This is a genomic window from Mesorhizobium sp. M0998 (assembly GCF_040318885.1).
Classification (GTDB): Bacteria; Pseudomonadota; Alphaproteobacteria; order Rhizobiales; family Rhizobiaceae; genus Mesorhizobium.
Genome location: NZ_JAMYND010000011.1, coordinates 129,398 through 142,640 on the forward strand (window position 1 = coordinate 129,398; position 13,243 = coordinate 142,640).

General features: G+C 62.7%; 14 protein-coding genes. 6 read left to right on the forward strand and 8 right to left on the reverse strand.

Annotated elements, in window-relative coordinates; genetic code table 11:
* Positions 1-360, forward strand: a complete 360-nt coding sequence (folB, locus tag NKH59_RS13200) for a dihydroneopterin aldolase (RefSeq protein WP_352471721.1) — start codon at positions 1-3, stop codon at positions 358-360.
* Complete coding sequence (folK, locus tag NKH59_RS13205; protein WP_352471720.1) at positions 344-868, forward strand: 2-amino-4-hydroxy-6-hydroxymethyldihydropteridine diphosphokinase; 525 nt, start codon at positions 344-346, stop codon at positions 866-868. The genes folB and folK overlap by 17 nt, the downstream gene beginning before the upstream one ends.
* A gap of 24 nt (positions 869-892) precedes the next feature.
* Here folK and NKH59_RS13210 read toward each other — a convergent pair whose 3' ends face one another.
* Positions 893-1,444, reverse strand: a complete 552-nt coding sequence (locus tag NKH59_RS13210; RefSeq protein ID WP_502908700.1) for a DUF924 family protein — start codon at positions 1,442-1,444, stop codon at positions 893-895.
* Positions 1,445-1,461: 17 nt separating this feature from the next.
* A complete protein-coding gene (locus NKH59_RS13215; protein WP_352682898.1) occupies positions 1,462-3,297 on the reverse strand; it encodes a monovalent cation:proton antiporter-2 (CPA2) family protein in 1,836 nt (611 codons plus the stop codon).
* Positions 3,298-3,431: 134 nt separating this feature from the next.
* Here NKH59_RS13215 and NKH59_RS13220 point away from each other — a divergent pair, with 134 nt between their 5' ends.
* The gene (locus tag NKH59_RS13220) at positions 3,432-3,596 is read left to right on the forward strand and encodes a hypothetical protein (protein ID WP_352471718.1); all 165 of its coding nucleotides are present in this window, start codon (positions 3,432-3,434) and stop codon (positions 3,594-3,596) included.
* A 64-nt stretch (positions 3,597-3,660) separates the two neighbouring features.
* On the opposite strand, the gene NKH59_RS13225 is transcribed toward NKH59_RS13220, so the two are convergent.
* The 4 genes from NKH59_RS13225 to NKH59_RS13240 form a co-directional block, all read right to left on the reverse strand.
* Positions 3,661-4,215 (reverse strand): hypothetical protein, encoded by a 555-nt coding sequence (locus NKH59_RS13225; protein ID WP_023674843.1) that lies wholly within the window; start codon positions 4,213-4,215, stop codon positions 3,661-3,663.
* 87 nt (positions 4,216-4,302) lie between these two features.
* Entirely contained in the window at positions 4,303-5,397 is a 1,095-nt protein-coding gene (locus NKH59_RS13230; RefSeq protein WP_352471717.1) for a YcjF family protein, read from the reverse strand.
* Positions 5,394-6,872 carry a YcjX family GTP-binding protein gene (locus NKH59_RS13235; RefSeq protein ID WP_352540609.1) on the reverse strand — a complete coding sequence of 493 codons (1,479 nt, stop codon included), beginning with the start codon at positions 6,870-6,872 and terminating at the stop codon, positions 5,394-5,396. Before NKH59_RS13235 ends, NKH59_RS13230 begins: the two co-directional genes overlap by 4 nt.
* Positions 6,873-6,934: 62 nt before the next feature.
* Positions 6,935-7,438: a SixA phosphatase family protein gene (locus tag NKH59_RS13240; protein ID WP_352613780.1), complete on the reverse strand. Its 504-nt coding sequence runs from the start codon at positions 7,436-7,438 to the stop codon at positions 6,935-6,937.
* 260 nt (positions 7,439-7,698) lie between these two features.
* Between NKH59_RS13240 and dksA the strand changes: the two genes are divergently transcribed.
* On the forward strand, positions 7,699-8,115 hold the full coding sequence (dksA, locus tag NKH59_RS13245) for an RNA polymerase-binding protein DksA (RefSeq protein ID WP_023674847.1): 417 nt from the start codon (positions 7,699-7,701) through the stop codon (positions 8,113-8,115).
* 82 nt (positions 8,116-8,197) lie between these two features.
* On the opposite strand, the gene NKH59_RS13250 is transcribed toward dksA, so the two are convergent.
* On the reverse strand, positions 8,198-8,956 hold the full coding sequence (locus tag NKH59_RS13250; RefSeq protein ID WP_353022150.1) for a hypothetical protein: 759 nt from the start codon (positions 8,954-8,956) through the stop codon (positions 8,198-8,200).
* A 203-nt stretch (positions 8,957-9,159) separates the two neighbouring features.
* Here NKH59_RS13250 and cckA point away from each other — a divergent pair, with 203 nt between their 5' ends.
* Together cckA and NKH59_RS13260 are read left to right on the forward strand one after the other, a co-directional pair.
* Positions 9,160-11,733, forward strand: coding sequence for a cell cycle histidine kinase CckA (cckA, locus tag NKH59_RS13255; RefSeq protein WP_352540608.1), 2,574 nt, complete (start codon positions 9,160-9,162; stop codon positions 11,731-11,733).
* 83 nt (positions 11,734-11,816) lie between these two features.
* Entirely contained in the window at positions 11,817-12,527 is a 711-nt protein-coding gene (locus tag NKH59_RS13260) for a purine-nucleoside phosphorylase (protein ID WP_352502496.1), read from the forward strand.
* Between the two features lie 42 nt (positions 12,528-12,569).
* Here NKH59_RS13260 and NKH59_RS13265 read toward each other — a convergent pair whose 3' ends face one another.
* On the reverse strand, positions 12,570-12,965 hold the full coding sequence (locus tag NKH59_RS13265; RefSeq protein WP_352502497.1) for a hypothetical protein: 396 nt from the start codon (positions 12,963-12,965) through the stop codon (positions 12,570-12,572).
* Between the last annotated feature and the right edge of the window lie 278 nt (positions 12,966-13,243).

Below are 13,243 nucleotides of genomic sequence, written 5' to 3' on the forward strand. Positions count from 1 at the left end.
ATGTATGTCATCCGCATGAAGAACTGCGCCTTCTTTGCCCGGCACGGTGTGCTGGACGAAGAAGAGACGCTCGGCCAGCGCTTTTATGTCGATGCGGCACTCATGGTGGATCCCGGGCGGGCGCTGGTCGAGGATTCCATTGAGGACACCGTCAATTACGGCATCGCCTTTGCGGTCATCGAGAAGATCATTACCGGCGAACGGCGCTTTCTGATCGAAGCGCTGGCGCTCGAAGTGGCGAGGGCGCTGACGGCGCGGTTTCCGCAGATCAAGAAGGCCGAGATCACCGTGCGCAAGCCGAACGCCCCGGTGCCGGGTGTGCTCGATCATGTCGAGGTGACCGTTGTCTGGCCAGAATAGTAACAACAACAACACCGTCTATCTCAGCCTTGGTGGCAATCTCGGTGATCCGGCGAAGTCAATGGCTGCGGCACTGGGCATTCTGGATGCCAACGAGAGAACGCGCGTCGTTGCCGTTTCGTCGCTCTACCGCACGCCGCCCTGGGGCAAGCTCGATCAGCCGGATTTCCTCAACGCGGCGGCCGAAATCTCGACCGCGCTCGCGCCACGGGCTTTGCTCGACCTTTGCCTCGACGCCGAGCGAAAACTGAAGCGGGTGCGCGAGGAGCGCTGGGGTCCACGCCTGATCGATATCGACATTCTGGTGTTCGGCGACCGCATCATCCACGAGACCGGACTGGAGGTGCCGCATCCGCGCATGCTGGAGCGCGCCTTCGTGCTGGCGCCGCTGGCAGAAATTGCGCCGGAGCTTGTGGTCGACGGCAAGAGCGTATCGGAGCGGCTGGCCGCCGTCGACACATCGGGCATTGAACGGCTGGCGTCAGGCCGGGATTGGTGGAAAACCTGATGCTGTCGCCATCGGTGCCTGAAATCAGCCGGAGAACCCACCTCCGTCGAGGAACATTTGTTCGTCCGGTGTCGTCTCGCGGCCAAGCATCCTGTTTCGATGCGGAAAGCGGCCGAAGCGCTGGATGATGTCGCGATGCTCGATCGCATATTTCAGATAGATCGGGGCTTTGGCGGCGGTAAGCTCTACCGATTTGAGCTGATCGGCGAGGTCCTCCGAATGCTCATAGGGCAGATAGAGAAAAACGCGGAGCTCTTCGTCGAGTGCCAGGTCATGGCCGGCAGCGATCGCTTTCCCGGCGAAATGCCGCGCCAGCGGGTCCGTGGCGTACATGTGGCCGGTGGCGCGAAAGCAGTTTCGCGGAAACTGGTCGAGCAGGATCATCAGTGCCAGCGACCCTTCGGCGTGTTCGGACCAGCCGTCGCATTCGCGGCGGGCGGCGGCAAAGTGCAGATCGAGAAACCGGGTGCGGAAGTCGGCATCAAAGGCGTCGTTCTTCTCGAACCACGCGTCCTCCCCGGCGTCGCGCCAGAATCTGATGATGGAGACAGCGCGGTCGTCCAGTTCGTTCATCATTCGCGTCTTTCCAACGTTTAATCGGCCGGTTCGGATTTCTGCAGCACGCCGGCGGTCTCCTCGTTGAGCGCCTGGCCCACGCGCCGTGGCGTGCTGAGCGGCGTCGGGATGGGGGTGCCGATATTGCCTTTGAGGAAGCGCCGCCCGGCGCGGATGCCTTCTGCCTGTTGAAGTTCGAAACGGGCAGCATCGCGGCGGCGGACGTCCTCGACTACCTCGGCGACCTCTTCCGGATCGACGCCGAGAGCTTCCAGTGTCGAGCCGCCGAAGACAAGCGCCGATTCGAACGTCTCGCGGAGCTGATAGTCGACGCCGGCACGAATGAGCTGCAATGCCGTGCCGCGGTCGAAAGCCCGCGCCAGCACCGTCAGCAACGGAAACTCCGCCTTGATGAGCTCGGCGATGCGCACGGCGGCATCGGGCTTGTCAACGCAGATCAGGACGGCGCGTGCGCGCCCGGCTCCCGCGGCACGCAGAATGTCCAGCCGCGTGCCGTCGCCGTAATAGACCTTGAAGCCGAAATCGGCCGCCGCCTGGATCATCTCGACCTCATTGTCGATGATCGACACATCAATCCCGCGCAACAAAAGCGGCTGGCTGGCGATCTGGCCGAACCGGCCAAAGCCGATGATCAGCACGCTGCCGGTCAGGCCTTCGGCGACATCGACGCCTTCAAGCGACTGCTCGTCGCGTGGCGTCAGATACCGCAATGCTATGATCGCTAAGGGCGTCAGCACCATGGAAATGATGACGATGGCGGTCAGCATCGCATTGGCCTGGCTATCGATGATACCGACAGCCGCCGCTGCGGAATAGAGGACGAAGGCGAATTCGCCGCCTTGCGCCATGAAGACCGCGCGCTCGAGCGCTTCCCGGTGGCCGGTTTTGAGAATGCGGGCGACGATATAGATGCCGATCGCCTTCATCATCATGTAGGCGACGACATAGATGGCAATGAGCTGCCAGTTGACGACGACCACATGCAGGTCGAGCGACATGCCGACGGCGAGGAAGAACAGTCCGAGCAGAATGCCACGGAACGGTTCGATGTCCGCCTCCAGCTGATGGCGGAAGGTCGATTCCGACAAAAGCACGCCGGCCAGGAAGGCGCCCATCGCCATCGACAGGCCGGAAAGCTGCATGGCGAGCGCCGACCCGAGCACGACCAGAAGGGCGGCTGCGGTCATCACCTCACGGGCGCGCGCATCCGCCAGGATACGGAAGAACGGATTGAGCAGATAGCGTCCTGCAAGCACCAGCCCGACGATCGCGGCAAGGCCGATGCCGACCTCCGTCAACCGATCCGACAGGCTCATGTCGGCGCCGCCCGGCGCGAGGAAGGCGATCAGCGCCAGCAGCGGCACGATGGCCAGGTCTTCCAAAAGCAGGACCGAGACGATGCGCTGGCCCTTGGGCGTGGCCAGGTCGCCGCGTTCTTCCAGCAATTGCATGACGATTGCCGTCGAGGTGAGTACGAAACCGGCGCCGGCGACGAAGGATTGCGCGATCGGGAAACCTCCCGCCAGGCCGACGCCGGTCAGCAGGACCGCGCAGACGCCGACCTGCAGCGCGCCAAGCCCGAAGATCTCGCGGCGCATGCCCCATAGCCGTGACGGCTGCATCTCCAGCCCGATAATGAACAGGAACATGACGACGCCGAGTTCGGCGACATGAAGAATGGCTTCCGATTCGGAAAAAATGCGCAGCCCGAACGGACCGATCACGACGCCGGCCGTCAAATAGCCGAGGATGGAGCCAAGTCCGATACGCCTGAAGATCGGCACCGCAACGACGCCGGCGGCAAGCAGCGCCACCACCTGGATCAGATCGCCGTTTGATGCCTCTGCCGCCATGCCTGCCGTTCCGCTCTCTTGCAACAAGCGGCCAAGATAGGGGCTTCGGGGCGGATCGAACAGTGCGAATCCGGCGCGTTGTGAAGGCGATATTGCAGGCGCACTGAACAGGATAATGGGCTCCCGCGCGTTGCTTGTTCCAGCAATCCGGCGCTAAGGACCCGGCTTCGGCCAGTGAAGGGCGAGCGACGATCAAGTCGCGGCCCTTTCAGGCGGTGACAACCAAGTATCAGGGCGGCACGACAGCAGCCGCGGCCTGCAAGGCCTATGACGAGGTGATTGCCGCGATCAAAGGCTGAGCACTTATTTGCAAATCAAAAGAGGGCGGCGCCGTTTGGCCGCCGCCCTTCTCACGCTGAAAGCTCAGTTCGGAGTTATGGAGCCGACCTCGACTGCATCGATCCGCTTCAGCTTCATGCCGATGACCGGGACCAGCTGCTGGTCGACGCGCACGGCAACGGTCACTGTCATCGAATTGTCGTCGGGGACAAGCGCCTGCATCACGCCGCGCAACTGATTGCGATTGATGGTGAAAACCACCTTGTGCGCATCGACGACATTGCCGCCGATAATGTCGAGGCCGGAGCCGGCGGCCCCGCCCATAAAGCTACCCTTGTAGCCCTGCCGGCCCTTGTGTTCGATCGTTGCCGACATCTGCTGGGTGAACATGCCTACCCGACAGCCGCCGTCGAGCGACATGCCGACCTTGCCGTCAGGCGTCGAGCCGATGAAGCTGCAGGTGAATTTCGTGCCCTTGTATTTGCCGGCAACGATTTCCCCGGGGCCGACCCATTTGCCTTCGACCGACCGAAAGAACTGCTTGTCCGGTTCCGCCGCCGAGGTCTTTCCGGCAATGCCGACGGTTGCGACAAGCGCGAGCGCCACGGGCAGCCCGCTGGACAGAATAACGCTTTTCATCGACGACACCCGGCAACAAAGAGACTGGTTTGGACGCTTCCGACCATGGACAAGATTGGTTAATGCTTTGTCACCCCAAGGCAATAGTCACGTTCCGGAAGCGGATGTTTCTTTTTCTTTCTTTGCTGCAAAGGAGGTCAGCGCGGAGAGGAAATCGCCCAATCCGGGCCGCCTGACCGCGTAAAAGGGCAGGGGCCTTGCGGTTTCCATCGCTGCAATGCCGATGCGCGCAGTCATCATGCCGTTGACGACGCCTTCGCCGAGCTTGGCCGAGAGCCGGGCGGCAAGGCCGTGGCCGACGATCTGCTGGACGAAACTGTCGCCGACGGCGATCGACCCGGTGACCGCGAGATGGGCCAGAACGCTGCGCGCCAGGCGAAAAAAGCCAAGCGTGCCGGGGCGGCCGCCATAAAGTTCCGACAGCCGGCGAATCAACCGGCCGGCTTCGAACACGACATAAGCGACGTCGACCAGCGCGCGGGGGCTGACCGCGGTCACCAGGGAGACGCGCTTCGCCGCTTCGAGGATCATCACCCTGGCGCGGGCATCGAGCGGGCCGAGTATCTCGGTCTCGGCCAGGCGCACCAGATTGCCGCCGTCAATGATCTCGCCGCGCAATTCGGCCAGCGAGCGCCTGCCGGCCGCGGTTTCAGGCTTGGCCGAGACAAAGACCGACAACTCGTCGACCACGGCGCGGGCGGCCTTCGGATCGTCACGGGCAATTGCATCGAGCGCCCGCTTCTGCAACTTTTCGACCTCGGCAAGGCGGGCAATCGCCATGAATTCGCGCACGAGGATGATCAGAAGCGCCAGGATGGCGATCGCGGCCATAGCGGCAGCCAGCCAGCCCAGCCACTCGGCGCGCTCGAACAGGTCGCGAATCAGCTGGTCGGTCCAGAGGCCGACGGCGAGCGAAACCAGAACGCCCAGCGCGCCGAAGAACAGGCTGCCAAGCAGCGAACGTTTTCGCGGCGCAATCGCCGGCGGCGGTTCGGCGGCGACGATATCAGGCTCGTCGAAGACGTCGATCTCCGCCGGTGTGACCACGGCAAGATCCGCCGTCACGGTACGCGGCTTTCGCGCCGGCGCGGCCCCGGACGCAGTATGGTGAGCCGTCGAATCTTCCTTCTGCTGGGGCTCCGGCTCGATGCGAAAGGCCGCCGGTCTGCGGGGCGCACTCATGCGAGATGATCTCCGATCAGGAACTGCAGCGCGCGGTCGAGCCTGATATGCGGCAGCGACAGCGTGACGCCCTCGGCGGTGCGCTCGAGTTTCGGCGGGCGAAAGCGCACGAAGCGGATCGCGGGGTCGTCATCGTTCTGCCGGCGGGTCGATTCGGAAACATCGAACACCGCATCAACTTTCTCCGGCAAGTCACCGGGAAATATGGCTGTTTCTGTCTTTCCGTCAAAGGTTTCGCCATCGATTTTTTCGCCGCGCAACGGCATGCCGATAATGACCGGCAAAGTCTCGCGGCCCTGCTTGACCGTGCCTTCCCGGGTCGCGCGCATGGCAGCCATAGCGACGACGTTGACGTCGGCGCCGGTGAAATTCGCCCGCGCCACGGCTCGGTCGGCTAGCCGCCGCACGATCGCCTGCAGCCGGTCGTGGCTTTCGTGGTGCAGATGGTCGGCCTTGGTCGCGGCCACCAATATACGGTCGATACGCCTCGAAAACAGGTCGGTCAGGAAATTGCCCCGGCCGGGCCGGAAACAGGACAGGATTTCGGTGACCGCGCGCTCTAGATCGGCCATCGCACCGGGGCCGGCATTCAATGCCTGCAATGCGTCGATCAGCACGATCTGGCGGTCGAGACGCGTGATGTGTTCGCGAAAAAACGGTTTGACGACATGCGTCTTGTAAGCCTCGTAGCGCCGCTCCATCATAGCCTGCAGCGATCCCGAGCGGGCGCGCCGGCCGCCCAGATTCGGCAGCGGCGCGAAGGTGAGAGCGGGCGAGCCTTCAAGATCGCCGGGCATCAGGAAGCGGCCGGGCGGCAAGGTCGAAAGCGCCCGCTCGTCGAGTTTACAGGCCTTGAGATAGGCCGCGAAGCTCTCAGCGAGACGGCGCGCCGTCATCTCGTCGGCCTCGGCGTTGGGGTCGACCGGATCGGAGAGCGCCCGCCATTCCCGCGAAAGGTCGACACGCACCGCCAACACGGCCATCTCGAAGGCCTCACGCGAAAAATCGGCGTAGGACTTGCCGAGCAGCGGCAGGTCGAGCAGCCATTCGCCGGGATAATCGACGATGTCGACCGACAATTTGCCGGCGGAAAACATGCGGCTCCAGCCAGAGGCCGATTCGTATTCGATGGTGAGCCTCAGTTCGGAAATCGCACGCGTCGAATCCGGCCAGACGCGATCGTCGACAAGAGCTGCGATGTGATCCTCGTACTGGAAGCGTGGGACCGCGTCGTCCGGCTGCTCTTCGAGAAAAGCCCTGGCGATGCGCCCCGATTTTTGTGCCTCAAACAGCGGCAAGCGTCCGCCATGGACGAGATTGTGCACAAGGGCCGAGATGAACACCGTCTTGCCGGCGCGGGACAGCCCGGTCACGCCAAGACGCAGCGACGGAGCGAAAAGCCCGGCAGCGCGGCCTGACAACGTATCCAAGGCAATCTTCGCCTCGTCGGTAAAAGTCGTCAGCGATGATGCCAAATCTGTTCTCGCGGGCCGGTCAGGATCCGATATAGGCTTTGATGCGCGGCTTTGAAATGGCCTCAGATATCGGCAGGCGTCAGGAAGGCTTCGAGATAGCCGGTGCCTGGCGCAGCCTCGGCAAGTCTGCCGTTGAACCGGACCACCGCAAGTGCGGAGGTCGGGAAGCCGTGGTTCAGCATGGCCCGCGCGGTTTCGTTGCCGTCGCCTGAGAGCGCCATGGCGAGATCCTCAATCATCGGATTGTGGCCGATGACGAGCAAGGCATCCAGCCCGCCATTCTGCCGGATGGCAGTGAGGTACGCGGCGGCATCGTCGCTGTAGAGGGTGTCACAGAACAGCACCCGGCCCGTGTCCGTGTGGCCAGCCAGGCTTTCCAGCGTCTGGCGGGCGCGCTTGGCGCTTGAGCAAAGGGTGAGGGCCGGTGCGTATTTGCGGGAACGCATCAGGACGCCCATCGCTTCGGCATCGGCGAAGCCGGATGGATCGAGCGGGCGGTCGAAGTCAGCCACGCCAGGCAGCGCCCAGCCGGCCTTCGCATGCCTCAGCAGGTACAGTCTGGTCACCGGATCCCCGTTGTGCCGGGCACCGAACCCGTCAGCACGCCGCAGGATTTGCCATCAGAAGAGCTCCGTGCGCAATGGCAAGCGCCCCTCAAGCATAGCGAATCATGTACGGATTCGGTCGTATTCTTCGCAAAAAGGGCATCGCCGATGCCGTTTTGTCCGAGACTAACAATTGCGTGAAACTGTCGTCGATTGACCTTGTGCAGCTTTCGGTCCGCGAATATATAGGCGCCAAATTTGGGGTTTGTTGGGTGAGTCGAATGAACGACATCGTTACCGCCGATTACGTACCCTCCGAAGACGAGCCGTTCATGAACGAGCGGCAGAAATCCTACTTTCGCATGAAGCTCGTCACCTGGAAGAACGACATCTTGCGCGAAGCGCGCGAAACTCTCGAAATCCTGCAGCAGGAAAACGCCAACCACCCCGACCTCGCCGATCGCGCCTCCTCAGAAACCGACCGCGCCATCGAACTTCGCGCCCGCGATCGCCAGCGAAAACTCATCTCCAAGATCGATTCGGCCCTCCAGCGCCTTGACGAAGGCACTTACGGTTATTGCGAGGAGACGGGCGAGCCGATCGCGCTGAAGCGGCTCGACGCGCGCCCGATCGCCACCTTGTCGATCGAGGCACAGGAGCGCCATGAGCGGCGCGAGAAGGTCTACCGCGACGACTGAGTCGCCGGGAAAACAGCGGCATCGGTAAAGCGTTCACAATGGCCGGTTTTCCGGCCATTTTCATTGGCCGTTCGCTATCGGCCTATCTTTTCTGATTGGACAACTCGCCGAGGAGCTTCGTCATCTCGTCGTCGAGAGAGGGTGATGCCTTCGCCACCGGCTTGCTCGGCGTTTGGCTGAAGCGTGGCTCGTCGAGGGAAACCTCCAGCTCCTTCATCAGCGCATCGTCAATCGACTCGTGCTGTGCCGGCGGCTCGTATCTTGCCGGGGAGTCCTGTCTTGCCGGCGGCTGCGCATGCCGCGAGGCACTGGCGTTGACGGATCCATAACTTGGCAACGGCGTGACGTTCGATGCCGGTTTCGGCGCCGGCGCCGGCGCCGGCATTGTTGCCGGCATCGTCGCCGTCTGGCGGGCTCGGACAGGGGTCGCGGTTACGCTTGCCGGCTGCGGTGGCGCTTGCCTCACCGGCGCGGCTGTGGTCGAAGCAGACCTTGCTGCCGGCTGGTGGCCGTTGTCTCCGGTCAATGCCGGGCGCCGCAACGCCGAGAGCCTGATGTCGCGCTCGACGACGACGTCGGTCGGACCACCGATCAAGAGCAGGTGCTCGATATCGTCACGGCGCACCAGCACCAGCCGCCGGTGACTGTCGACCGCTGTGGCATCCATGACAGCCAGCCGCGTCTTGCGGTTCCTGCCGCCGGCGACGAATGTCCCGAACGTCAGGCTGCGGATCAGCCTGATGATAAGAAGAATGATGAGCAGAAGGACAAGTACTGCAAACGTCCATAGGATTGCTGCGGCATAACCAGGACCCGCCACGCCATCCAGCCATTGCAGCATTGGTTCCCCCAAAATCAGCTTTCGAAGAGAAGCGACACTAGACTGTTGCGGCAGGCCACCGCAAGTTGCCTTTCACGCTTCGTGAACAGCTTGAAACGCCGGGAGCCGAACGGCGTCATTTTTAGCGGACATCTGCAGCCGGGCCTTTTCCCAACCCTGAGAATATGATTCAACCGACACCGGAATTCACGAGCAGGGGGCACATGGCCAAGGAAGCGCGCGGCGATTTCTATCCGGTACCTATCGTCGACCAGAACACGCGACCGGGAGCGGTCACCCGGCTCATCGTCTTCATCGTCGTCCTGACTGGGGCAGCGATCGTCTTCGGCCTTTTCCGCGAGCGCCTTGGCGATCCATTCCTGCTTGGCATGCTTGGCGTGCTGGCGATGATCGGCGTCGGCTTTCTATTCGCCACTGCGATCGGCTTCGTGCACATCACGCCGCGCTCGACAAGCGACGAACTGTCGAAAGCTTTCGTCGATTCGATGTCGCAAGGTCTCCTGGTCACCGACACCAAAGGCCGTATCATCTACGCCAACCGGACCTATGCCGATATGACGGGTGCCGAGTCGGCCGCCGACCTCAAGACCGTCGAAGGTTTGCTTTCAGACGTTCCCGAGGCCTCGGTGACCATATACCGGCTGGCGTCCGGCCTGCGGGACGGCCAGCCGGGCGACGGCGAGTTTCGGCTCGCGCAGTCCATTCGGCCAGGCGCCGAACCGGGCGCGCGCTGGTACCGCGTTCGGGCTCGCGCCTTCAGCGTTCCCGGCCAGCGGCTGCCCATGCTTGCCTGGCAGCTTGCCGATATCTCGCGGGAACGGGCCGAGCAGGAGCGGTTCTTTCTCGACCTCCAAAAGGCGATCGATCACCTCGACCATGCGCCGGCCGGTTTCTTTTCGGCCGACCAGGAAGGCCGCGTAACCTATATCAACGCGACCCTTGCGGAGTGGCTGGGCATCGACCTGGCCAGCTTCACTCCCGGCGCCATCACGCTGCCGGAGATCGTCGCCGGCGACGGCATGGCGCTGGTCCGGTCGGTCAAGGCCGACGCTGGTACCACGCGCAATGCCGTTATCGACCTCGATCTGACAACAATGACCGGCGAGGCGCTGCCGGTGCGCTTCATGCATCGTGTCTCGGCCAGCCGAGAGGGTCTCAACGGCCCGACTCGCACCATCGTGCTCAACCGGACGCAAGGCGAGGACGCTTCGGCCGACCTCCGCGCATCGGAAATACGCTTCACGCGGTTCTTCAACTCGACGCCGATGGCGATAGCCGGCGTCGACCATGCCGGCCGCATCCTGCGCACCAATGCGCCATTCCTGTCGCTGTTTTCCTCGGTCGTCGACCGCGACGCGGTCGATCGGCGTGTGCGGCTGGATACGGTGATCCACGAGCGCGACCGGCCGGCTTTCGCCGCGGCCTTCGAAAAGGCACGCCAGCAACAGGCTGACATCGAGCCGATCGATACGGTGCTGCCCGGCAATGAGGAGCGTCACATACGCTTCTACGTCAACGCGGTCGCAGACGGTACCGGTGGCGAGGGCGCCGAGGAATCGGCCATCGTCTATGCCGTCGAGACCACTGAGCAAAAGGCCCTCGAGGGCCAGATGGCGCAGAGCCAGAAGATGCAGGCGGTCGGCCAACTCGCCGGCGGCATCGCGCATGATTTCAACAATGTGCTGACCGCCATCATCATGGCCTCGGACCTGCTGTTGACCAACCACCGGCCGTCCGATCCGTCATTCCCGGACATCATGAACATCAAGCAGAATGCCAACCGGGCGGCCTCGCTGGTGCGGCAGTTGCTGGCCTTCTCGCGCAAGCAGACGCTGCGGCCGGAGGTGCTCAACCTGACCGACGTGCTCGCCGATCTCAGAATGCTGCTTGCCCGGCTGGTCGGCAACGATATCAAGCTCAAGATCGACCATGGCCGCGACCTGTGGCCGGTCAGGGTCGATATCGGGCAGTTCGAGCAAGTGGTGGTCAATCTGGTGGTCAATGCGCGCGATGCGATGCCGGCCGGCGGCGACCTCACGGTGCGCACCCGCAACGTCAGCGCCGGAGAGTGCAAGACCTTTTCCTACCGCGAACTTACTCCGGCCGACTATGTGCTGGTCGAGGTCGAGGACAGCGGCAGCGGCATCGCGCCTGATGTGCTGAAAAAGATCTTCGAGCCCTTCTTCACGACAAAGGAGGTTGGCAAGGGAACCGGACTCGGCCTGTCCATGGTCTATGGCATCATCAAGCAGACAGGCGGCTTCATCTTCTGCGATTCCGAAGTCGGCAAGGGATCCGTGTTCCGCATCTTCCTGCCGCGGCACATTGCGGAGGCAAGGAAGGCGGGCGAGGCTGGAGAAGTGCCGGCCGCCCCTGCCAAGATCACCGACTCAGCCAAGGATCTGTCGGGCTCGGCCACGGTGCTGCTGGTTGAAGACGAGGACGCCGTGCGCATGGGCGGCATGCGGGCGCTGAAATCGCGCGGCTACACCGTCCACGAGGCGTCGTCGGGCGTCGAGGCGCTTGAAGTCTACGAAGCGCTCGGCGGCAAGGTCGACGTCGTGGTGTCGGACGTGGTGATGCCGGAAATGGATGGCCCGACGCTGCTTGGCGAATTGCGCAAACGGCAGCCCGACATCAAGTTTATCTTCGTGTCCGGCTATGCCGAAGACGCGTTCGCCAAGAACTTGCCGGCCGACGCGCATTTCGGCTTCTTGCCGAAGCCGTTTTCGCTCAAGCAATTGGCCACGATCGTAAAGGACATGCTGGAATCCTGACCCTTCCAACGCTCCGCTTGCGCAATGTCGTGAGACTGCCATGATTACAGGCGAAACGGGCGACGGGTTTTGGAAAGCATGCCGTGACGCCACACAACGAGGCTAGCAAAGGCGACTACGCAAGCACGGTGCTGCTGCCGGGCGACCCGCAGCGCGCTGAATGGATGGCGGAGACCTTTCTGGAAGCGCCGCGCTGCGTCAACCGCCGCCGCGGCGCGCTCGGCTTTACCGGGTTGTTTCGCGGCAAGCCTGTCAGCATCCAGTCCACCGGCATCGGCGTCCCGTCATTCCTGGTCTACGTGCACGAGCTGCTGGACTTCTACGGTGCGAAAACGTTGATCCGCACCGGCACCTGCGGTGGCCTGACCGCCGAGATGGCGCTGCGCAGCCTGGTGATCGCACAATCGGTGCGCGGCGAAAATGCGGAGAGCGGCCAGGTTTTTGGTCTCTATCGTGCCGATGCCGGCCCCGATCCTGCATTGTTGGCCCAGGCGTTGGCCCGCGCTTCGGAACTCGGCATCGACCATCGGGCCGGACTGACGATCTGCAGCGATATTTTTTATCATCCGCTGGGGCGCGAACGCTTTGCCGAAGCACAGGCACAGGGGGCGCTCGCCGTGGATATGGAAACCAGCGCACTCTACCGCATTGCGGCCGATTTCGGCGCCCGGGCGCTGTCCATCCTGACCGTCGTCGACAATGTGGCAACCGGCGAGCAGACCGACTATTCCGAACGCCAGGGGCTTTTCACCGATATGACCCGGCTGGCGCTCGACATGGCGGCGGAGAGCTAGGCGGCTTCTACTTCGGAGTACGGAACCTCGCCAGGTTCCTTTTCAACGCTTCGTGCAGGTCGAGGCGGTAAAGGCGCCGTCTGGCTGCTTCATGATGATGTCGAAGGACGGGGTGGTTCCGCTTTCCAGCGTCGCTTGCGTAAGCGAGATCGAGTTGCCACCGCTGGTGTAGCCGCCCAGCGGACCCAGCCAGGTAATCACCCCGTCTGCATCCATCTGGTAGTTATAACTCTGCGGCGCGGTGCCGAAGCTAACCGGACCGCTATAGACGTTTCCCTTGATGGTAATGTCGCCGAGGCTGAGGAACATGCCCAGCAGATAGACTTCGCAATGATAGGAGCCGTCCGGCAGCTTGCCGTCGCTGAAGCCGGCGCGCGCTACGGTCGTCGTCGCCAGCAGAAGCATGGTGATGAAAATGCAAGACGTTCGGAAGGCCATGGCGTCGCTCGTTTAAGGGTTCGAACTTGCCCCATTTCGCTGCGGCGCTGCAATCCTCGCCAGCGCTCATATGATGCTGCTCAAAATTCGGGCATTGGCCTGTATATGAGTAAAACTTAGGCTGATACGAGTGATCTTTTCTCATTTCAAACCTGGCAGGCGAGGTTCATCTCCTGCGGCTAATACATTAACCGACTGACAGGGCTGGGAAATCTCAAACCCTCCGATCTTTCGCCGGTGATTGGCACAGCCGTTGCATGGTCTGTTCCGATGCAGTT

Excerpts from the sequence above, each read along its gene's own strand:
- NKH59_RS13250 (WP_353022150.1), bottom strand. The coding sequence starts at position 8,956 with ATGCTGCAATGGCTGGATGGCGTGGCGGGTCCTGGTTATGCCGCAGCA.
- folB (WP_352471721.1), top strand. The coding sequence starts at position 1 with ATGTATGTCATCCGCATGAAGAACTGCGCCTTCTTTGCCCGGCACGGT.
- NKH59_RS13215 (WP_352682898.1), bottom strand. The coding sequence starts at position 3,297 with ATGGCGGCAGAGGCATCAAACGGCGATCTGATCCAGGTGGTGGCGCTG.
- NKH59_RS13225 (WP_023674843.1), bottom strand. The coding sequence starts at position 4,215 with ATGAAAAGCGTTATTCTGTCCAGCGGGCTGCCCGTGGCGCTCGCGCTT.
- NKH59_RS13265 (WP_352502497.1), bottom strand. The coding sequence starts at position 12,965 with ATGGCCTTCCGAACGTCTTGCATTTTCATCACCATGCTTCTGCTGGCG.
- dksA (WP_023674847.1), top strand. The coding sequence starts at position 7,699 with ATGAACGACATCGTTACCGCCGATTACGTACCCTCCGAAGACGAGCCG.
- cckA (WP_352540608.1), top strand. The coding sequence starts at position 9,160 with ATGGCCAAGGAAGCGCGCGGCGATTTCTATCCGGTACCTATCGTCGAC.
- NKH59_RS13230 (WP_352471717.1), bottom strand. The coding sequence starts at position 5,397 with ATGAGTGCGCCCCGCAGACCGGCGGCCTTTCGCATCGAGCCGGAGCCC.
- NKH59_RS13210 (WP_502908700.1), bottom strand. The coding sequence starts at position 1,444 with ATGATGAACGAACTGGACGACCGCGCTGTCTCCATCATCAGATTCTGG.